Genomic DNA, 21,504 nt, shown 5'->3' with positions numbered 1-21,504 from the left:
TAATGCAAAATCAAAAAACAGTAAAAATTGGCAATATCGATGTAGCAAATGATAAGCCGTTTACCTTATTTGCAGGTATGAACGTATTAGAATCTCGTGATCTAGCTATGCGTATGTGTGAAACATATGTTGAGATCACTGATCGTCTAGGAATTCCATACGTATTTAAAGCGTCTTTTGATAAAGCAAACCGTTCATCAGTGCATTCATACCGCGGTCCTGGTATGGAAGAAGGTTTGAAAATTTTCCAAGAATTGAAAGACACTTTTGGCGTTAAGATTATTACTGATGTTCATACTGAAGCACAAGCGCAACCAGTAGCTGATGTGGTGGATGTAATTCAACTTCCTGCTTTCCTTGCTCGTCAAACTGATTTAGTTGAGACTATGGCAAAAACAGGCGCTGTAATCAATGTGAAGAAACCTCAATTCATGAGCCCTGATCAAGTGGGTAATATCGTTGATAAGTTTGCAGAATGTGGTAACGAAAATATCATTCTTTGTGAGCGTGGTTCATGCATGGGTTACGACAACCTAGTGGTTGATATGCTTGGTTTTGGTGTAATGAAAAAAGCATCAAATGGTAGCCCAATCATCTTTGATGTGACGCATTCTCTACAGAACCGTGATCCAAGCGGTAAAGCGTCTGGTGGACGTCGTTCACAAACGGTTGAACTTGCTAAAGCTGGCCTAGCAACAGGTATTGCTGGTCTGTTTATTGAAGCGCACCCAAACCCAGATAAAGCACTGTGTGATGGACCTTCTGCATTACCATTAGATCAACTAGAACCTTTCTTGAAACAAATGAAAGCACTAGATGACTTAATTAAAGGTTTTGAGCACATCGATATTAAATAATATTGAGAGTAGCTAGATAAACTAAAGCCCAAGAGAGATAACTTTCTTGGGCTTTTTTTATTTAATGTCTTGTTCAGAAATGTACTTACTCATCGTTTGAATTAGGAGTAAACCAATCTAGTTTGTGGTGTAGTGTTGTTACACTGCCGATAACAATTAATGATGGGCTAATGGCTTTTTCTGCCATGTTAGCTAACTCAGCAATCGTTCCTGTAAATACTTTCTGCTTTTGTGTTGTGCCACGTTCAATAATGGCACAAGGGGTATCAGCAGCTAAACCATGTTTAATCAATTGAGTTGAGATATGCGGCGATTGTTTCAGTCCCATATAGAAGACCAAGGTATTGTTTGAACGAACTAAGGCATCCCACTCAATTTCAGCGCCATCTTTTTGAACATGAGCCGTAATAAACTGAACACTTTGTGCGTGATCTCGATGGGTGAGGGGAATACCCGCATAAGAGGTTGCCCCTGCCGCTGCAGTAATACCTGGTACCACTTCAAATTTAACGCCATTCTCAGCTAGAGTTTCTAACTCTTCGCCACCACGACCAAAGATAAATGAATCACCACCTTTAAGGCGAACAACGTGTTTACCTTCTTGTGCTTTATCTACCAGTATTTGGTTTATTTTATCTTGTGGGACGAAATGAAAATCCAGTTTCTTACCAACATAAATCATTTCTGCACTGTCATTGGCAAGCGCTAAGATTTCTTTAGAAACAAGACGGTCATAAACCACAACATCAGCTTGCTGTATAAGGTGATGGCCTTTGACTGTTAATAGATCCGCATCACCAGGACCTGCGCCAACAAGAGAAACAAGTCCGTTTTGTTTTTTCTGCTCAGACTGAGCTTGAATACTTGGCATAATCGATTCCTGCATTATGTTTTTTATTTCACTCTAGTATGTAAGAGTCGATAAAAAAAATCACCCTTAATACTTGATTAAGAGTGATTTAATTTGAATGAGTTATAACTAACTTTATTCGTTACTGCTTATTTAACATCCAGTGATGGTGCTGTTTTTGCGTGAGTAAGATAAAGAGGGATACAAGTAAATAGTAGGCCGCCAACAACGTTGCCCAAAATAGTAGGAATAAGGTTGAAGTTTAACCATGTAGCAATACCAAAATCAGCACCTAGCATCATACCAAGTGGGAATAGGAACATGTTTACAACGGTGTGTTCAAATACTAGGGCAAAGAAGATGAAAATCGGGAACCACATCATAGCAACACGGCCAGCTACTGTGCGTGCCGTCATGTTACCAATTACACCTAGACATACCATTAGGTTACAGAAAATAGCGCGGACAAAACACGTGATCCAACCGTCCATTCCCATATTTTCAAAACCTAAGCTACGACCTGTTGATACAGCGATAAACTTTTTTGCTACTGCATTTAGTTCTAGAGAAAAGTTACCCGTAAGAGAAACCGCAACAAGATAAGCGACAATTAATGAACCAATAAGGTTACCTAGACCAACAAGACCCCAACAGCGGAAAATACGGCCCCAGGTAATACCTGGACGGTTATCAAATTTTGCTAACGGCGCAAGTCCAAATACACCAGTTACTAGATCATAGCCCATTACGCTCAAAATAACAAAACCAACAGGGAAGACAAGCGCACCGACGATACCAATACCGGTCTGTACAATTGTCGTGATAGCCACAACAACCGCTAGAGATAAGATGATACCAGCCATTGTGCTTCGTATTAGAAGATCACGTGTACTTGTTTTTATTTTTGCTTCACCAACGTTAATCATTGTTTGTACAAATTCTGCTGGTTTAAAGTCATTAGTAGACATGAATGTGCCCTTATAAAAGTTAAAATTAAATAGTGAAAAACTCGCTGTTTCTATATGTTCTCATAGAGAAACAGCAAGCCTTTAAGCTATTGAATCTTATGCTGCGATTTCTACTTGACCTTTAGTAATGCGAGTTTTATACGCTTTTACGTTAAATTGCTCATCTTCCATACAAGCACCTGTAGTAAGGTTAAAGCGCTGTTTCTTAAGTGGACTTGCCACCCAAAGCTCACCTTGATGCTCAACAATCAAGCCACGCGATAATACGTTTGCTTGAAAGTAAGGGTCAGTGTTGCTAATTGCGAGTACTTCTTCGTCTTTTGATGGACGAAATACTGCAACTTGCTCACCATTCACTAGAGCACAAACACCAGTACCAGGAGCAATATCTTCTAGTTGACAGATTTTTACGAATTTAGAAGCCATAATTAATTCTCTCGCTCTTATTCAGTTGCTGCTACGTGTAGGATGTCACCCTTTGCTTCTGGGTGTTTTTCTGTAAAGGTTGCTGGACGGTGTTGTTCACGACCATCAGTAACGAATACCACATTGTCATCGCGATCATCAGCATTAATGAAGTGAGCAAAACGTTTTAGTTGAGCTTCATCATTGATGGTGTCTGTCCACTCACAAGCGAAGTTATTAACAAGGCTTGCAATATCTGCTTCAAGTTGGTCATTAAGATCAAGCTTGTTATCAACAATCACTTCACGTAGGTAGTCAACACCACCTTCAAGATTGTCCATCCATACAGAGGTACGTTGTAGTGGTGCAGCAGTACGAATGTAGAACATCATGAAACGGTCGATGTATTTGATTAAGGTTTCTTGGTCTAGATCGCTTGCTAGTAAGTCTGCGTGACGAGGTTTCATACCACCGTTACCACATACATACATGTTCCAGCCAGCGTCTGTTGCGATAATACCTAAGTCTTTACCTTGTGCTTCAGCACACTCACGAGTACAGCCAGAAACACCGAACTTCATTTTATGAGGAGTACGAATGCCTTTGTAACGGTTTTCAATCATTACACCTAAGCCAACAGAATCTTGAACACCGTAACGACACCAAGTAGAGCCGACACAGGTTTTCGCCATACGCAGTGCTTTAGCATACGCTTGGCCTGTTTCGTAACCGGCAGCGATGAGTTTTTTCCAGATTGCAGGTAAGTCATCTTTTTGAGCACCGAATAGACCGATACGTTGAGCGCCAGTAATCTTGGTATAAAGATTATATTCAGCCGCAACGTCAGCTAATACACTTAATGCTTGAGGAGTGACTTCGCCACCCGCCATACGAGGAATAACAGAGTAAGTACCATCTTTTTGCATGTTACCTAGGAAGTTATCATTGGTATCGTGCAGTTTAACTAGCTCAGGTTTAAGGATGTGTTCACCCCAACAAGAAGCAAGAATAGAACCAGCAAGAGGTTTACATACTTCACAGCCGTAGCCTTTACCGTATTTCTCTAACAGCTCTTCGAAGGTTTTGATCTCTTCGATACGGATAAGATGGAATAGTTCTTGGCGAGAGTAAGCAAAATGCTCACATACGTCGCTTTTTACTTCAATGCCCGATTTAGCTAATTCAGCATTAAGGACGGAAGTTACTAGAGGGATACAACCCCCACAGCCCGTACCCGCTCCAGTAACTGCCTTAATGTCTGCCATCGTGTGATGACCATCAGCAACCGCTTGAGCAATTTTGCCCTTGGTTACATCGAAACATGAACAAATAACCGCTGTTTCTGGTAATGAATCAGCACCTAATGATGGCTTTTCAGCACCAGCATGCGCCGGAAGAATTAATAGATCAGGGTGTTCTGGTAGATCAATATCATTAAGTTTTAATTGCAATAAATCGCCATAATCAGACGTATCGCCAACCATTACCGCACCAAGCAGTTTTTTTCCGTCTTCAGAAACAATGATGCGTTTATATACTTCTTGTTCTTCATTTTGGTAAACGTAGCTCTTACAGCCAGGAGTTCGACCGTTTGCATCACCAATTGAGCCTACTTTTACACCCAGTAGTTTCAATTTGGCACTCATGTCTGCGCCTTCAAATGTGCTGTCGTTACCCAGTAAATGGTCAACGGCAACCGTAGCCATTTTATAGCCAGGAGCAACTAAACCGTAGAAAGTACGATTCCAAGAAGCACATTCGCCAATCGCGTATACATTGCTATCTGTTGTTTGGCAGTTGTTATTGATTTCAACACCACCACGAGGAGCTACGCCTAAGCCCATTTGACGAGCTAATTTATCTTGAGGGCGAATACCTGCTGAGAATACGATGAAGTCAGTTTCAAGCTCTGTACCATCAGCAAAACGCATGACATTACGCGCGTCTTTGCCTTCTGGTGCAATTTCTAATGTATTTTTACTGGTATGAACTTGAACACCCATACGTTCAATCTTATTGCGTAGCTGTAAACCGCCTTGTTGATCAAGTTGTTCAGCCATTAGCACTGGTGCAAACTCAACAACGTGAGTGGTTACGCCTAATGCTTTAAGTGCACCAGCCGCTTCAAGACCAAGTAGACCACCACCAATAACTACACCGCTTTTACTGTTTTTAGCCGTAGCTTCGATAGATTTAAGATCTTCAATTGTGCGGTACACAAAGCAGTCTTTACTTTCATTGCCTTTAATCGGTGGAACAAATGGGAAAGAGCCAGTAGCAAGGACTAGCTTGTCGTATTGAATTTCACGACCAGTACTTGAATAAACAACTTGTTTTTCACGGTTGATATTAATAGCGCGTTCGCCAAGTAATACATTAATACCGTGTTTTTCGTAGAAGCCTTCTTTTACAAGAGAGAGTTCATCAGCAGTATGATGAGAGAAGTATGAAGAAAGGTGAACACGGTCGTAAGCGATACGTGGCTCTTCACAAAATACTGTAACATCCATATTTTGAACGTCAGTTTTATCGACTAAATCTTCGATATAGCGATGACCAACCATGCCATTACCGATGATGACTAACTTCATCTTGCTCATAAGAGTTCCTATTATCATTGATATGCATATATGATGAATTATGAATGAATATGTCGATATGATGTGGATCAATTACGAAATAAAACTACCCCAAAGTGGTAGCTATAAGGTGATAATGGTATTTGTTGTTTTAAAATCAATCAATTAACTGTAGCACGTGGCTTTCGCTTGTTGTTTTTTTACAATAAACAGTGGGATACTCTGAATTTAACTGGCAGGTAGGTGGGTTTTTTGAAAGAAAAAGACAGAATATGTCATTCATATTCTGTCTTAATTTGTACGGTTGTTGTAATTATAGTTTAAAGCGATCGATTTCTTGTTTTAATTCACTCGATAGTTCAGATAATTCTGACGCTTGAATAACCGATTGCTTTGTTTCTTCTGTTAACTCATTGGATACATCACGAACGGCTTCAGTATTTCGAGTTATCTCTTCAGTTACTGATGACTGTTCTTCTGCTGCCGCTGCAATTTGAGCTGCCATATCGCTGATCTGAGTTACTGAGTTAGTGATTTGTAATAAACTCGCTGAGGCAGATTGAGCATCTTCAACACTAGTATTAGCTAACGTTTGACTATCTTGCATGATCCCAACGGCTTTTTGAGTGGTTCCTTGTAGCGTTTCAATCATTTGTTGAATTTCTTGAGTCGATGCATGAGTACGTTGACTCAAAATACGAACTTCATCAGCTACCACAGCAAAACCACGACCTTGTTCGCCTGCTCGAGCTGCTTCAATGGCCGCATTCAATGCAAGCAAGTTAGTTTGTTCTGCAATATTTTGGATAGTTGAAAGAATCGTATTGATATTTTGAGCGTTGTGATGAAGCTCTTCAATCACGCCTGTCGCTGTTTCAACTTCTTTTGCTAAGTTATCAATTGAGTGTTGGCTTTGGCTTACTTGCTCCGCACCATGGCTTGATGCTGTAACCGTTTCTTCTGCTGTTTGAGCGGTATTATCAGCATTGCCTGCAATCTCTTGCGTTGCTGCAGCCATTTCATTGATTGCTGTTGCGACCATATTGATCTCATCCATCTGGTGTTGAATGCGAACATTACGTTCTTCAGCACTTTCTGCGGTTGAGTTTGCTTGGCTAGCTAAGGTTGTAGATATGTCACGTAGGCGACAGACCATTGAGTGCATATTTCCGACAAAGATATTGAAATTAATCGCTAGTTGACCAACTTCATCATTACTATTTGGCTCTAGACGTTGTGTTAAATCACCTTCACCTGAAGATATTTCAGCAAGTGCATCAGAAACTCGAAGTAAATCTCTGAATAGAATATTTACTAACATTGTTACACCAATAGCAACAATAACGGTTAGAACAATACTAAGTAGAATAATTTCACGAAGTAGGGCTGTGTGAGCAGCTTCTTCTGTTGCTTGTGTCATCTCAACAGCAAATGTCCAATTGGTGTTGGGTACTTTTGCAAAATACACTAATTTAGTGTCGCCATTGATTTCGGCAACATCGATACGCTTTAGAGAAATAGACTCTTGGATGCTTTGTGGAGTCATATCAGAGAAGTAGCGGTTTACTTCTTTTTTGATTAGAGATTTATTTGGATGAGCTAAGAAAGTCCCATCACTGTCAATTAGCATTGTAATAGTATCTTTACCTGCATCAAGGCTGATTACATCATCAATCAGTTGATCGATAAGTACATCAGCACCAATGACACCTAAGAAAGTACCATTCTTGTATGTTGGTTCCGCGATAGTTACTAGAAGGGATTGAGTAATTGCATCTTGATATGAAGAGGTAATGATTTGTTTGTTTTCTCGTTGTGCTTCTTGATACCAAGGGCGCTGACGAGGGTCATAATCGGCACGGTTTCTTTCTGGATGAGAGCGGTACATATCACCTTGAGGAGTACCAAAGAAGATGTCATCGAACCCACCCGCTTTACGACTTAACTGTAAAAACGAAACAATATCATCTTCTTGGGTGTAGTCATTAGTTGCATGAGCAATTTCAGCTTTGATAGAAATCCAATTTGAGATCCCTGTAGTTGCCGCAGAAGTAACACTTTCTGCACGAGAGTATACCCCGTTACGAGTCTGTTCGAATAACTGACTTGAAGCAAGCCAAGTTAATGCTGATGCAGTAATTACGACAGCGAGTACACTTGCACCTATTAGTTTATGTTTTAGTTTCATTATACTACCTAAATCCATGGGTTAATTTTGCTAAAAAATAGTGCCTACTATTAATTTTTTTATAAGGCCTAATTTGTTATCGGAAAACATATGTAAAACTTAACCCATTTCATCTAAAACATATGAAAATATTTATTATATTAACCATAAATATTTTTTTGTCTCGTAACTTATTGACAAAGTAAACGTTTGCCTTGTGCATTTAGTATTCTGCTACTTTTAGTTTTATTATTTCTTAGTAATTTATGAGCTATTTTTAGTGATCTAACAGACATATTTATGAAATCAATGTGAGAGTAAAACGTAATTCTTTTAAACTTGGTCAGGTTATTAGATTGAAGCACTCATAATTGATTGATTTGGTCTAGTTTATCCCCCTTAAATGAATGGTGAAACATGATGGAACGTCTTTCTCTAAAAACAGCGATTGCTGCTGCATTAGTTACAACGCTAGCAGGCTGTGCAACAACAACTGAGCATGCATGGCAAGAAGATACTACGTATAAGCTAACGGTGTTACATACAAACGATAACCACGGTCGTTTTTGGCAGAATAAATACGGTGAGTACGGCATGGCAGCGCGTAAAACGCTGATTGATGAGTTGCGTGCAGATGTTCAAGCTGAAGGCGGCAGTGTGCTTCTTCTTTCTGGTGGTGATATTAATACGGGTGTTCCAGAATCAGATCTTCAAGATGCTGAACCAGATTTTAAAGGTATGAATAAAATTGGTTATGATGCGATTGCATTAGGCAACCATGAGTTTGATAACCCATTAGATGTTCTTCAAAAGCAAATCAACTGGGCTGACTTCCCAATGTTGTCTGCAAATATTTATGATAAAGAAACCGGTGAACGCAAATACCAGGCTTATGAAATCTTTGAAAAACAAGGTATTAAAATTGCCGTTGTTGGTTTCACTACCGAAGACACCGCTAAAATTGGTAACCCTGAATACATTGGTGAATTAGAGTTCCGTGATCCTAAAGTTGAAGCGAAAAAGATCATTGCAGAATTAGAAGAAAATGAAAAACCGGATCTTATCTTTGCAGTAACGCATATGGGGCACTATGAGAATGGTCAACGCGGTATCAACGCCCCTGGCGATGTTGCACTAGCGCGTTCACTTGATTTAGGTGAACTAGACATGATTGTGGGTGGTCACTCACAAGAGCCTGTTTGTATGGAAGGCCCAAATGTGGCTAAAAAGAACTTTACGCCAGGTGATGAGTGTAAACCAGACCAACAAAATGGTACTTGGATTGTTCAGGCTCACGAATGGGGCAAATACGTAGGTAAAGCTGACTTTGAATTCCGTAATGGTGAATTAGAAATGGTTAGCTACAATCTAATTCCTGTTAACTTGAAGAAGAAAGTGAAGATCGACGGTAAAAAACAACGCGTCTTTATTCAAGAAGAAATTGCTCAAGATCCAGAATTACTTGCATTCTTAACTCCTTACCAAGAAAAAGGTCAAGGCCAGTTAAATGTAAAAATTGCATCAACTAACGGTAAGTTAGAAGGTGATCGTAATGTGGTTCGTTTCCAACAAACAAACCTAGGCCGTCTAATTGCAACTTCTCACATGACTCGCGCAAAAGCTGATTTCGCAGTAATGAATTCTGGCGGTGTACGTGATTCAATTGAAGCGGGTGATGTAACGTATAAAGACGTATTAACGGTTCAACCATTTGGCAACATTGTTACTTATGCAGATATGACAGGCCAAGAAGTGTTGGATTATTTGAATGTCGTGGCAACAAAACCTATTGATTCTGGTGCTTATGCTCAATTTGCAGGCATTAAGATGACAGTTGAGAATGGTAAAGTATCAAATGTATTTATCGGTGGTAAGCAATTACGTCTAGATAATACATACCGCTTTACTATCCCAAGCTATAATGCAGCGGGTGGTGATGGTTACCCTAAAATTTCAGATCACCCAGGCTATGTAAATACTGGTTTTGTGGATGCTGAAGTACTTAAAGAGTTCTTAGAAACAAACAGCCCAATTGATGTAAATAAGTTTGCCCCACGTGGTGAGATTACTTATAAATAATCAATAAAAGAAGATAAGCCTCTAATTCGTTATTGTTTTAGGGGCTTTTGTTTATGAATTCAACAGTTTGTCGGTTTTATAAGCGAACGAAAAGAAAAAACAAAATAATGCTTGTCAAAAAACTCACAGGCAGTATTATAGCCCTCGTTGACACAGACAAGGTATTTAAACCGACATCTAGTTAACATTTCGGTGAATAGCGCAGCTTGGTAGCGCATCTGGTTTGGGACCAGAGGGTCGGGGGTTCGAATCCCTCTTCACCGACCACTTTTAAAAAAGCCGCATCAGAAATGATGCGGCTTTTTTGCGTCTGTAATATAAATTCTAACCACTTTATTTGAGAAATTAATAGGTATTGATAGCTATCAACACCTATTATGCTTTAAAGACCCTAGTTATGAGTATTAAATAACGCTAATTTTCCATTCTCTTTAAATGCAACAACTTGGTATTTATCTTTCTTGTCACCATATTCCATTCCTGGTGAACCCATTGGCATTCCAGGGACAGCTAGGCCTTTAAAGTCTTTAGGGTTAGCTAAGAAATTTTTAATGTCTGCGACTGGTATATGCCCCTCAAATACGTAGCCATCGATAACTGCTGTATGACAAGAAGCCAGACGCGGCTCTACGCCAAGTTTTTGTTTTATCGGATTCATGTCTTCATGATCTTCAATCTTCACATTAAATCCGTTATCTTCCATATGTTCGACCCACTCAGTACAGCAGCCACAATAAGGTGATTTGTAGGTCATAACTTCAGTAGCAGCAAAGGCCGAAGTGCTAAATAGAACAAATGGAAGTAAAGCTAATTTAAAGTTTTTCATAGTGGGTTTTCCAAAGGTTATTTTGAATTAGGTGATAGCCAAAACCAGTAAATAATGGCAATAATCAGAGCAATACCGAATAAATTAATCATGTGACGCTCCTTTGTTATTTAATGAAGATCTCGTTGAGAACGAGGGGTAAATAGTCGTAATCGATTTGCATTGGTTACGACGGTAATTGAAGATAATGCCATTGCAGCACCTGCAACCACTGGGCTTAGTAGCATCCCGGTGAATGGAAATAAAATGCCCGCAGCAATAGGAATGCCGACGGTGTTATAAACAAAAGCACCAAATAAATTCTGTTTCATGTTTTTCATTGTGGCTTTAGATAATTCAATGGCGCTTACAGCGGTGAGTAATGAGTGATTCATTAGCGTAAGATGAGCGCTTTCAATCGCAACATCACTGCCATTACCCATGGCGATACCAACCTCTGCTTGTGCGAGAGCTGGTGCATCATTAATACCATCACCAATCATGGCGACTTTTTTACCTTGGGCTTGTAGGGTTTGAATTGCCTGAGCTTTTCCATCAGGAAGTACACCTGCAATGACGTGTTTAATCCCTAATTCTTTTGCAACGTGTTGCGCTGTTTCTTGGCGATCTCCAGTCAACATAACTACATTGATACCAAGCTGGGTGAATTGATTAATCGCTAACGCAGAGTCTGCTCGAATTGAGTCACTGACTTCAATAACACCAATACACTCATTTTGAATGGCTACATACAGTGGTGTTGCTGATACAGAGACAGTGACGCCTGGAATATCAATGTTGTTATTTGCTAAATAAGTACGATTACCAATGTAAACCGCATTAGCATTAACAGTGGCTGAGGCTCCTAATCCTAATTGAGCGATAAAGTCGGTACTGTTGATATTATCCCAAGAATTTTTCTTTAAATAATTTATAACCGCTTGAGCTAATGGGTGCTCAGAGTGACTTTCTACCGCAGCGGCTAATGAGATAATATCAGCCTCTGTATGGCCATTAAAACCAGTGACTTTGGTTACCGTAGGTTTTCCTTCGGTTAATGTTCCTGTTTTATCAACAACAACAGTATCTATTGTACTTGCCGTTTGAAGTACATCTGCATCTTTGATCAGCGCACCAAATTCGGCGGCTTTACCTATGCCAACGGTGACTGACATTGGGGTTGCAAGACCAAGTGCACAAGGACAAGCAATAATAAGTACCGTTGTAGCAACAACTAGCATATAACTAGAAGTTGGCTCTGGTCCAAAGTTATACCAAATTAATGCCGATACAATAGCAATGATCATCACGCTTGGGACGAATACCGATGAAATTTGGTCAGCTAACTTCGCTAACTTTGGTTTGCTACTTTGTGCATTTCGGACCATTGAAATGATGCGTGCTAGCATGGTGTTTTCACCAACGTTTGTTGCAATAAACGTAAAGCTGCCTTGTTGATTAATCGTTCCAGCATGAACAGTGTCATCTTTGGATTTTAAACAAGGTAAAGGCTCACCAGTAAGCATGGCTTCATCTAGATAACTCTCACCACTAACAATAGAGCCATCAACGGGTATTTTTTCACCAGGTTTGATTTTAATTATCATGCCTTGAGTGACCTGAACTATTGGTAACACCTGCTCTTGGCCATCTTGTATTACTGTTGCTGTCTGTGGTTGCAGATCCAACAGTTTTTCAATCGCGGTAGACGTGCGGTTTCGGGCTTTAGTTTCTATCAAGTTACCAAGTGTAATTAAGCCTAAAATCATCGCGGTGGCTTCAAAATAGACATGACGAGCTTGCAGTGGAAAAAACTCAGGTGAGATAACTAACGCCATAGAATAAAGCCAAGCAGAGCCTGTCCCTAATGCGACTAAAGTGTCCATGGTTGCTCTGTGATGAGTAAAGGCTTTCCATGCATTTACATAAAAGTGTTTACCCGCAGTAAGCAGTAAACCTAAACAAATCAGGCCAATAACTGCCCATGCTAATTGATCATTAACGGTGGTGATTTGCATATTGCCACCCAAAACACCCCACAACATTAGTGGTGCGCCAATGGCGAGTGAGGTAATAGTGTTCTTTTTATGTGTACTGGTTGTTTTTAAAAATAATTCTTTTTGTCTTGCGCGACGTTGGTCTTCATTGAGACTTAGTTCTGCCCCATAGCCTCCAGCTTCTATCGCTTGAATGAGCTCTGTGACATTCACATCACCGTGGATGAGTGCGGTACGTTCAGCCAAGTTAACCGTTGCTGATTCAACATGATCAACATGTGTAATAATGCTCTCTACTGAGGCGACACAGCTGGCACAAGTCATGCCTGTTAATATCAATTGCGTTGTTTTTTTATCGATAGATTGCAGCGATTCTACAGAATTATTTATGCTTGGTTTTGATGGTGATTCATTGTTTGAATCGAGTGCGTTACCAACGTTAAATGGGGTAGTACTTGCTTGAAATCCGATTGATTCAATCAGCTCGATGATCAACTCTTGTGGTTGTGTAGTATTAAAGACAAGCTCTGTTGTTGAGATGGATTCAATACTTGAATAGGAGAGTGTACCCAAGGCTTCTTTGGTTTTATTTATACATTTATTGCAATTCAATCCTGCGAGATACAGTGACACTCGTTTTGGTTCAAGAATAGAATAACCGAGTTGCTCAATAATTTCAGCGATGTCTTGGTAAGTCAGTGTTGTCGTTAGTGCTAGCTCCGACTTGGTTACTGAGTATTGAGATATGTTTGGGTTGTTAGCAAGCTCTTGTTCAACCTTTGCTACGCAACGACCACAGTTTAATCCTGATAATGGAAGAGTAAATTCCTGACTCATAATAACCTCGTTAACTATTCTTGATATTGCTAATAATAAACCTTACAGTAAATGGAAGGTCAAGAGATTAAATGAGGTTAAAATGAATATTAGTGAAGTAGCGAAGTTAACCGGATTAACAGCGAAAGCAATTCGATTTTATGAAAGTAAAGGAGTGATCAAAGAGGCGAGTCGAAGTGCTAATGGCTATCGTCAATATACAGCCGCTCAAGTGGAAGAATTACAGTTGATTAGGCGTTCAAGATTGGTGGGTTTTAGTCTAGAAGAGTGCCAAGAACTATTAAGTTTATCAAATAATCCTAATCGTCGCAGCGCTGACGTAAAGAAAAAAACGTTAGAGAAAGTGGCAGAGATTGAAGCGAAGATCCAAGAACTTGAGGGAATGAAGCAAACATTATTAGAGTTAGCAAATGCGTGCCCTGGTGATGAAGGGCATGATTGTCCTATTATTAAAGGATTAACCTGCTGCCACGATAAAAAGTAGCAGCAGGCTTATTGTTCGATAAATTAATAAAGTAATGAGTAAAGCTGGCGACGGTACTGACCTGCAATAGGGTTACCTTGACCAAGAGCGGATAAAATATCCATCATGGCTTTTTTCATTTGACCATCTTGGGCATTCAGATCTTTCAATAAAGCAGTCATTAGGATCTCTAATGCTTCTTCTTGACGGTTTACTTGGCTGTATTGGATCGCAAGCTCTAAAGCGACTTCATTATTGGTTGGATCTGCGCTGTAGGTATCTTCTAATGCTTGGATCTCTGGTGTATTTCCGGCTTGTTTATGTAACTCAAGTTTAGCGATTAATTCTTTGTATTTGCTGTCTTGATCTTGCATTAAAATTTCAGAAAGAATTGTTTCTGCTTGATCGTAAGCTTGAGTCTCAATATAACATTGCGCAATGTGCAGCTTAATTTGTCCATTACCACCAAAGTGCTCAAGTAATGCAAGAAGAGTAGGAAGAGCTGCTTGATATTCGCCTTCTTCAACCAGTTTAAAGGCTTGGCCTAATTGAAGTTCTTCTTGGCTTGGTAGGTGTTTGTTTAGCATCCCCTGAATAGCTTCGATGGTTTGAGGTCCACCCATACCATCGATGGCTTGGCTATTTTTAAATAAAGCTATCGTCGGTAAAGTTTGAACGCCAAATTGCTGAGCAAGACCTTGTTGTTCTTCGCAGTTAAGCATAACAAGAGTAACAGCATCACCGTATTGCTGGGAAAGTTGTTGTAAGCCTGGAATAACGGCAATACTTTCTTGGCTCATTGGCGCCCAGAAGTGGATTAGCACAGGGGTTTGCATTGAGCTTTCTAAAATTTGTTGGAAGTTTTGTTCGTTTAGTTCAACGCTATGTTCTGGTTGCATGATCTTTCCCTAAAAACAGTATTTATTCTTTATATAGATATATGGGAAGTTATATTGTTTTTCAAGGAAATAGAAAGAAGAAAGCCACTATAAAAGAAATTATAGTGGCTATTCAAAGTACAAGCGAAGACAATTGTTAGATCAGTATGAATACCGCAACAGCAACACTCACACAGATCCAGTTGATTTTACCTAGTGTCATATTCCCCCCGAAAAAACACCATCTACCGGATAGGAATGAATATACGTTTTCAATATGACACTAATATTACATTTTCACTCTTTTCTCATATTTATTAAATATTACACACTGATGACAGTATAAAGTTAGGTTAATCACTCTTATTTAAGATCATATCTAAGTACTTTGTTGGTAATAATCGTTTTAGAACCGCAAACAAATGAGTGGGGAAAGTGACGCGATAGCGGTTTTTTGGTCTTGATGAATTAAGTGCGTGGAGCAGGGGAGGAATAATAGAATCTGCCGGAAGGACAAAAGCACTACCGGACTGTTCTTTTTCAAGTCGTTGTTGTTGAATAAGGTACTTTTCTTTATGGTAACTGTTATCTACATTTACCCATTTTTTAAATGCTTTCAGTGCATTAGAGCGGAATTCGGTTTCAATTGGACCTGGTTCAATTAAGCTAACCTTGATATTTGTCTCTGAGAGTTCTAGGCGTAATGTATCAGTCCATCCTTCAATTGCGAACTTTGATGAGTTATAAGCCCCACGATATTTCATCGCAACAATACCTAATACAGAGCTGTTTTGAATGATACGGCCTTCACCTTGCTTTCTCATTACCGGAAGTAGTTCTGTGACTAATTGATGCCAACCAAAGAAGTTTGCCTCGAACTGCTCCTTTAATGCATCCCTTGGTAGATCTTCAAGGGCTCCAGCTTGACCATATGCGCCATTATTGAACAATCCGTATAATTTACCATCAGTAAGTCTAATTATATCCGCAACCGCGTTAGTAATACTTTGTGAGTCGCTATAGTCTAAATAAAGGCAGGTTAACCCTTCGCTTTGCAATCGTGCGACGTCTTCTTGTTTTCGGCACGAGGCTATAACGTTAAAGCCATGCTGCTGTAATTGATGGGCAGCGGTATAGCCAATACCTGTTGAACAGCCTGTAATAAATATGGTTCGCGTCATGAATTTTATCTCTAATGAGTAACGTTAAGATGAGTATAAAGCAGAGTTGAGTAGTCGTTCATTGATTTTTTAAATATAAAAAAGACCAATAGCAGATGCCATTGGTCTTTTTAGTGTTTTTAAATAATAAGGCTATTAATGTTAACTAGGTAAGTTAGATCGCTGCTTTTTTCGCTTCAGCTAACCAAGAGTTGAATAAAGGTCGATTTGCTTTTATCCAGCCATTAACGTGAGATTCAATATCAGCTGAGCTGTTTTTACCTTTACTCATCATCATGTTTTGTGCACTAACGTCATTAATGTTTAGTTTGATGATTTCAAATAATTTAGCTGCTGCAGGGTTTTGTGCCGCAAACTCTTTATTAGCAATGATGCGCATAGAGTTCATTTCAAAACCGTAGTTTTTACCATTAGATAGAGTAGTATCAACATCTTTACGATCCCCTGGAAGAGCAGAGAACGGTACTTCTAGCCATACTACATCTTTATTAGGAACAAGAACGCCACTTACCCAATAAGGTGTCCAAGTATAATAGATAACAGGCTCACCATTTTTGTAACGTGAAATGGTATCAGCAATGATTGCGGCATAGTTACCTTGGTTATGGCTGACGGTGTCTTCAAGTTGATAAGCACCAATTTGGTGTTCGATTACCATTTCACAACCCCAGCCAGGGTTACAGCCGGTAAGGTCTGCTTTACCATCACCATTTGCATCAAACAATTTTGCAATTTTTGGGTCTTTTAATTGACCAATATTAGTGATGCCGTATTTTTCAGCCGTTTTTTTATCAATTAAGTAACCTTGCGCTGCACCACTAACATATTGACCTTGGCGGTAAAATTTATCATCACCACCAGACATTTTGTATTTGTCAGCATGAAGAGGGAACCAGCCTACCGTAAGAAAAGTCGCATCGCCTTTTGCGATTGAGGTATAAGCAACGTTGTAATCAACTTCTTTTGTTGGTTGAACATCGTAGCCTAGCTCTTCAAGTGCGCGGTTTACAATTGATGTTTGAAACGTCTCTTCAGCAACGGTTGATTGAAGAGCTTGAACAGTAACGCCTTCGCCAGGTAGTTTTTCTGCCCATACATTTGACGATAAAGCCAAAGTGGAAACGATACTGACCGTTAGTGCTTTCTTCCATGAATTAATCATTCTTATTTCTCCTTAAGTTTTAATTCTGTTTTTAGTTCTTTTTTCTGAGCAAACATATTTAGTAGGATGGACACCGGTCCCATGTTGTACCAACGTAATTTAGTGTTACCTGCGTTTACACCTAATACTTGGGTGATTCGGTCGAGTAAAATAGCAAGAATTACAATACCCAAACCACCAACAGCAGCCAGACCCATATCTAAGCGTCCGATACCTCTTAATACCATTTGACCTAATCCACCGACTGCGATCATTGACGCAATAACCACCATAGATAGAGATAGCATCAAGGTTTGGTTAACTCCTGCCATAATGGTAGGTAGTGCTAGTGGCAGTTGAATGCGATACAGCATTTGTTTTTTGCTGGCACCAAATGAATGGCCAGCTTCGATTAACTCTTCTGGTACTTGTTGAATACCTAGGATAGTTAAACGTACAACGGGAGGTAATGCGAAAATGATAGTTACGACAACACCAGGAACATTACCGATACCAAATAGCATTACAATTGGTACTAAATAAACGAAGGCTGGTGTGGTTTGCATTGCATCTAAAACAGGTCGAACAAATTTGGCTGCCGTTTTGCTTCTTGCTAGCCAGATCCCCATAGGTAACCCGATAAGCAGACAGAAAAAGACGGAGGTCATCACGAGTGATAGTGTTGTCATCGCTTCAGACCAAGCACCGATAAGCCCAATTACCAGTAATGAAACTGCCGTTGAGATACCCAGCTTAAGGTTAGAAAACTGCCATGCGAGCAAAAATAGAATAACGAGCATAAAGGGCGCAGGCGTGGAGACTAGTGCCGTTTCAAAAGAGCCCAAGATGAAATCGATAGGAACACGAATAGCTTGAAATAATGGACGGCCATGTTCAACTAACCAGTTCAAGCCTGATTCTACCCAAACATCAACAGGAAGTACGGCTTCTTCAAATGGGTTTAATGGGTCAAAGGCTTTGGTTTCAACCACTTCGCTGCTTAACCAATCTGCTGACGCTGATGTATCGCTTGCTTGTCCCCATGGATCATCATTTGCTTGTGTTGTTGTTTGTGACCATGGGTCATTGTTTGTTTGATCTGATGACATCGTTCTACCCCTTATCTAACGTCTGAAGTAGTCGTGATTTCGTCACAACACCAAAATACTTACCATTTTCGTCAACCACAGGTACCGAGTAAGGTACATTCGCAACTAAACCTAAAATATCATTGATAGCTTGGTTTGGTTTGAGCGTTATACCATCAGCCAATTGTGCGCTGACTAACGATCTATTGTCGTTATGTGCTTCGCGAAGAGAATCTACAGAAACGATGCCAGAATAGAGACTGCTCTTATCGACAACGATGCCATATTCTCTGTCGTTATCCATTAGATACTGAAGAGCTGAGGCTGGGCCATCGTGTTCTGATTTCTTAAACATAGCGGCAGGTTTTTTACGAGCAATGTCTTTGGCTGTTAAGACGTTTGCGACATTAACACCACGAAAGAAAGCTTCAACATAATCATTTGCAGGGTTGTTGAGGATGTCATCAGGAGTACCAACTTGAACTACTTCACCATTTTGCATGATGGCAATTCTGTCCCCAATACGCATCGCTTCATCTAAATCATGAGAAATAAAAACGATGGTACGTTTATCATCATTTTGTAGGCGAATCAGCTCATCTTGCATTTCCGTTCTAATCAACGGATCAAGAGCAGAAAATGCTTCGTCCATTAAAAGAATATCAGGATCACAAGCGAGTGCTCTTGCAAGACCGACACGCTGTTTCATACCGCCAGATAATTCATCAGGGTAAGATTCTGCATAAACATCAAGACCAACTCGTTCTAGTGCACTTAGAGCACATTTTTTGCGCTGTTCAACGTCAACACCCGCTAGCTCTAAACCAAAGGCTGCATTTTCAATGACAGTCATGTGTGGCATTAGGGCAAAATTTTGAAAAACCATTGAGATATTATTGCGGCGAACTTCGCGGAGTTCTTCTTCAGAGATGTGTGCAATGTCTTTTCCTCTGAGGAGTACATTGCCTTGAGTCGGTTCGATAAGTCGATTGAGAAGGCGAACTAGGGTGGATTTACCTGAACCAGAAAGGCCCATAATAACGAAAATCTCACCTTCATGAATACTGAGAGAGACGTCATTAACACCAATAGTTAATCCTGTTTTCTCAAACACGTCGTCTTTATTTGCGCCTTTCTTAATCATTGTGAAGGCGCGATCAGTGTCCTCTCCAAACACTTTGTACAGTCCCTTAACTTCCAGTATGGGATTCATTTTTAAGTCCTTTGTAAGCTATGCTTATTGAAAATTCGTTAGTACTATAATTAAATTTCCGTGACTTATCAATGATTGCCATGTTGTAAAATGGCTTGTTATTTATTTTTCTTTGGTTTTCTTATTAAAACAAAACAACTAAATCTACAGTATGTTATTGTTTTTAATGGGTTAGTTGTGGGTGTGTCTTTATGGGGTAACGTGTTTTGTTATATTTAAGATAAGAGGATATATCTGAATGGTTTTAATAGATTAACAGGGTATTTTTATAATTAATTCGAGTACGAATTAAATTTACTGAATGATTTATTGTTCAATCACTCAGTAAATGATGTGAGGTTGTAACGTGGGTATGCGTAGAGGCTTGGTTGTTGGCTTGCTAAGGCGATTTAACCTAGCTCAATAAGTGTTTCAACGCAGATTCAATTCGAGAGTAACGAAACTTAAATCCTTCATGTACGATTCGCTTTGGACGAACTCTTTGGCTGTCGGTTAATAAAACAGATGCTTCACCAAGAATTGATTTAATTACTATATTCGGTGTATACAGAAAGTGAGGGCGTTTTAGAGTTTTGGCGAGTGTTTGACTAAAGGTTTTATTAGTTACTGGGTGTGGCGCTGTTAAGTTATAAATTCCATTACTGTCATCTTGCTCTATTAAATGCAGTATCCCATGAACCATGTCATCAATATGTATCCAAGACATATATTGTTTGCCATTGCCAACAGGACCACCTAATCCGCATTGGTAGGGAAGTCGCATTTTTTTTAGTGCTCCACCAGATAGAGAGAGAACGACACCCGTCCGTAAGATACAAACACGAGTTAACTCATTTTGAGCTTGTAGTGCTTTATTCTCCCATTGTTGACAGACTTGATGAGCGAAATCGGTTGAGATAGTTTTTGTCGTTTCATCAACATCTTGCGATCCGTTATCACCATAATACCCAATCGCAGAGCCTGATATAAAACAACGTGGTGGCGTTGTAGAATTAAGGCAAAGCTTGGCTAATTTATCGGTTAGATCACATCGACTATCTGTAATGATTTTTTTTTGTTTTCGAGTCCATTTTTTATCAGCAATCGGCTCACCAGCTAGATTGATAATAATATCAATGTCGTTAACGTTAGAAAATGAAGAGAGATCTGAAATGAAATCGACATGGGGTAAAGCAAGATGACTTAACGTCGATTCTGCTTTTTCCATATCACGAGTTAAAAGCACTAGGTGATGGCCTTTAAGGTGGTCTAATAGCTGTTTCCCTATTAATCCAGTACTGCCTGTAATGAGTATTTTCATCTCGTCTCCTGCAAGATATTTATAATAGTAAACTATATTAAGTATAAATAGAGTTTACTGATTGGCAACTTTCATCTTGTTTTCCTTTATACTTTGGGTTTGAACTGTTTCTTAAGTATTTGTAAGGACTCTCGTGAAATTATTTTTTGCATCTGATCTCCATGGCTCTTTAACTGCGACTCAACGAATGATTGATACGTTTGTGGCCTCTAAAGCGGATCATTTAATTCTTCTTGGTGATCTGATTAATTTCGGACCAAGAAATCCAATTCCTGAAGGCCATGATCCAATCGCGGTTGCTGAATTATTAAATCAATACGCAGAGTCTATCATTGCAGTAAGAGGGAATTGTGACAGTGAAGTCGATCAAATGCTGTTATCTTTTCCGATCATGGCTGATTACAATATTGTTTTGTTACCGACAGGACAAAAGTTATTTTTAACTCATGGTCATGTTTATAATGCAGATAAACGTCCTTTATTAAAAAAAGGAGACATTATTGCTCATGGTCATACGCATATAACGGTAGCAGAATGGCAAGGGGAGCAAATTATCTTTAATCCAGGTTCAACGACGTTCCCACGTGGTGAGGAAAGTAAACCAAGCTACGGCCTACTTCATGACTCTAGATTATCGGTATTAGACTTTGATGGAAACGTTTTAAATACGATTACACTTTAATCTTAAGATATAAA

17 protein-coding genes and 1 tRNA gene are annotated in these 21,504 nt (G+C 39.5%); 5 read left to right on the top strand and 13 right to left on the bottom strand.

The features are described from left to right. Positions 1-2 precede the first annotated feature (2 nt). Entirely contained in the window at positions 3-857 is an 855-nt protein-coding gene (gene kdsA, locus ED622_RS16000) for a 3-deoxy-8-phosphooctulonate synthase (protein ID WP_060990399.1), read from the top strand. 85 nt (positions 858-942) lie between these two features. Here the strand turns inward: kdsA and cobA are convergent, their stop codons facing one another. From cobA to ED622_RS15975, 5 genes are all read right to left on the bottom strand, one after another. Next, the gene (cobA, locus tag ED622_RS15995; RefSeq protein WP_122035738.1) at positions 943-1,728 is read right to left on the bottom strand and encodes a uroporphyrinogen-III C-methyltransferase; all 786 of its coding nucleotides are present in this window, start codon (positions 1,726-1,728) and stop codon (positions 943-945) included. Positions 1,729-1,856: 128 nt separating this feature from the next. Beyond that, the gene (locus tag ED622_RS15990; protein WP_122035736.1) at positions 1,857-2,675 is read right to left on the bottom strand and encodes a formate/nitrite transporter family protein; all 819 of its coding nucleotides are present in this window, start codon (positions 2,673-2,675) and stop codon (positions 1,857-1,859) included. Positions 2,676-2,771: 96 nt separating this feature from the next. Beyond that, entirely contained in the window at positions 2,772-3,101 is a 330-nt protein-coding gene (nirD, locus tag ED622_RS15985; protein ID WP_122035734.1) for a nitrite reductase small subunit NirD, read from the bottom strand. 17 nt (positions 3,102-3,118) lie between these two features. Then, positions 3,119-5,680, bottom strand: coding sequence for a nitrite reductase large subunit NirB (gene nirB, locus ED622_RS15980; RefSeq protein ID WP_122035732.1), 2,562 nt, complete (start codon positions 5,678-5,680; stop codon positions 3,119-3,121). A gap of 292 nt (positions 5,681-5,972) precedes the next feature. Then, a complete protein-coding gene (locus ED622_RS15975; RefSeq protein ID WP_122035730.1) occupies positions 5,973-7,847 on the bottom strand; it encodes a methyl-accepting chemotaxis protein in 1,875 nt (624 codons plus the stop codon). A 396-nt stretch (positions 7,848-8,243) separates the two neighbouring features. On the opposite strand from ED622_RS15975, the gene ushA reads away from it, so the two are divergent. After that, complete coding sequence (ushA, locus tag ED622_RS15970; protein WP_162922537.1) at positions 8,244-9,905, top strand: bifunctional UDP-sugar hydrolase/5'-nucleotidase UshA; 1,662 nt, start codon at positions 8,244-8,246, stop codon at positions 9,903-9,905. Between the two features lie 190 nt (positions 9,906-10,095). Next, a tRNA-Pro gene (locus tag ED622_RS15965) sits at positions 10,096-10,172 on the top strand. Positions 10,173-10,296: 124 nt separating this feature from the next. Here ED622_RS15965 and ED622_RS15960 read toward each other — a convergent pair. Together ED622_RS15960 and ED622_RS15955 are read right to left on the bottom strand one after the other, a co-directional pair. Then, on the bottom strand, positions 10,297-10,731 hold the full coding sequence (locus tag ED622_RS15960; protein ID WP_122035727.1) for a DUF411 domain-containing protein: 435 nt from the start codon (positions 10,729-10,731) through the stop codon (positions 10,297-10,299). 110 nt (positions 10,732-10,841) lie between these two features. Then, positions 10,842-13,544, bottom strand: a complete 2,703-nt coding sequence (locus ED622_RS15955; protein WP_122035725.1) for a cation transporter — start codon at positions 13,542-13,544, stop codon at positions 10,842-10,844. An 82-nt stretch (positions 13,545-13,626) separates the two neighbouring features. Here ED622_RS15955 and cueR point away from each other — a divergent pair, with 82 nt between their 5' ends. After that, positions 13,627-14,028 (top strand): Cu(I)-responsive transcriptional regulator, encoded by a 402-nt coding sequence (gene cueR, locus ED622_RS15950; protein WP_122035723.1) that lies wholly within the window; start codon positions 13,627-13,629, stop codon positions 14,026-14,028. 23 nt (positions 14,029-14,051) lie between these two features. Here the strand turns inward: cueR and ED622_RS15945 are convergent, their stop codons facing one another. From ED622_RS15945 to ED622_RS15920, 6 genes are all read right to left on the bottom strand, one after another. Beyond that, a complete protein-coding gene (locus tag ED622_RS15945; protein WP_122035720.1) occupies positions 14,052-14,906 on the bottom strand; it encodes a co-chaperone YbbN in 855 nt (284 codons plus the stop codon). A gap of 332 nt (positions 14,907-15,238) precedes the next feature. Beyond that, positions 15,239-16,066, bottom strand: coding sequence for an SDR family oxidoreductase (locus ED622_RS15940; protein WP_122035718.1), 828 nt, complete (start codon positions 16,064-16,066; stop codon positions 15,239-15,241). Positions 16,067-16,220: 154 nt separating this feature from the next. Beyond that, positions 16,221-17,228 (bottom strand): glycine betaine/L-proline ABC transporter substrate-binding protein ProX, encoded by a 1,008-nt coding sequence (proX, locus tag ED622_RS15935; protein ID WP_122035715.1) that lies wholly within the window; start codon positions 17,226-17,228, stop codon positions 16,221-16,223. 2 nt (positions 17,229-17,230) lie between these two features. Beyond that, positions 17,231-18,316 (bottom strand): glycine betaine/L-proline ABC transporter permease ProW, encoded by a 1,086-nt coding sequence (gene proW, locus ED622_RS15930; RefSeq protein WP_122035712.1) that lies wholly within the window; start codon positions 18,314-18,316, stop codon positions 17,231-17,233. 4 nt (positions 18,317-18,320) lie between these two features. After that, a complete protein-coding gene (proV, locus tag ED622_RS15925; protein WP_122035710.1) occupies positions 18,321-19,508 on the bottom strand; it encodes a glycine betaine/L-proline ABC transporter ATP-binding protein ProV in 1,188 nt (395 codons plus the stop codon). 394 nt (positions 19,509-19,902) lie between these two features. After that, on the bottom strand, positions 19,903-20,808 hold the full coding sequence (locus tag ED622_RS15920) for a TIGR01777 family oxidoreductase (protein ID WP_122035707.1): 906 nt from the start codon (positions 20,806-20,808) through the stop codon (positions 19,903-19,905). 133 nt (positions 20,809-20,941) lie between these two features. On the opposite strand from ED622_RS15920, the gene yfcE reads away from it, so the two are divergent. Further along, positions 20,942-21,490, top strand: a complete 549-nt coding sequence (yfcE, locus tag ED622_RS15915; protein ID WP_122035705.1) for a phosphodiesterase — start codon at positions 20,942-20,944, stop codon at positions 21,488-21,490. Positions 21,491-21,504 lie beyond the last annotated feature (14 nt).

Source organism: Aliivibrio sp. EL58 (assembly GCF_900312675.1).
Lineage (GTDB): Bacteria > Pseudomonadota > Gammaproteobacteria > Enterobacterales > Vibrionaceae > Aliivibrio.
Note: the sequence above shows the minus strand (reverse complement) of the source record. Positions and strands in the feature narration are given on the sequence as shown.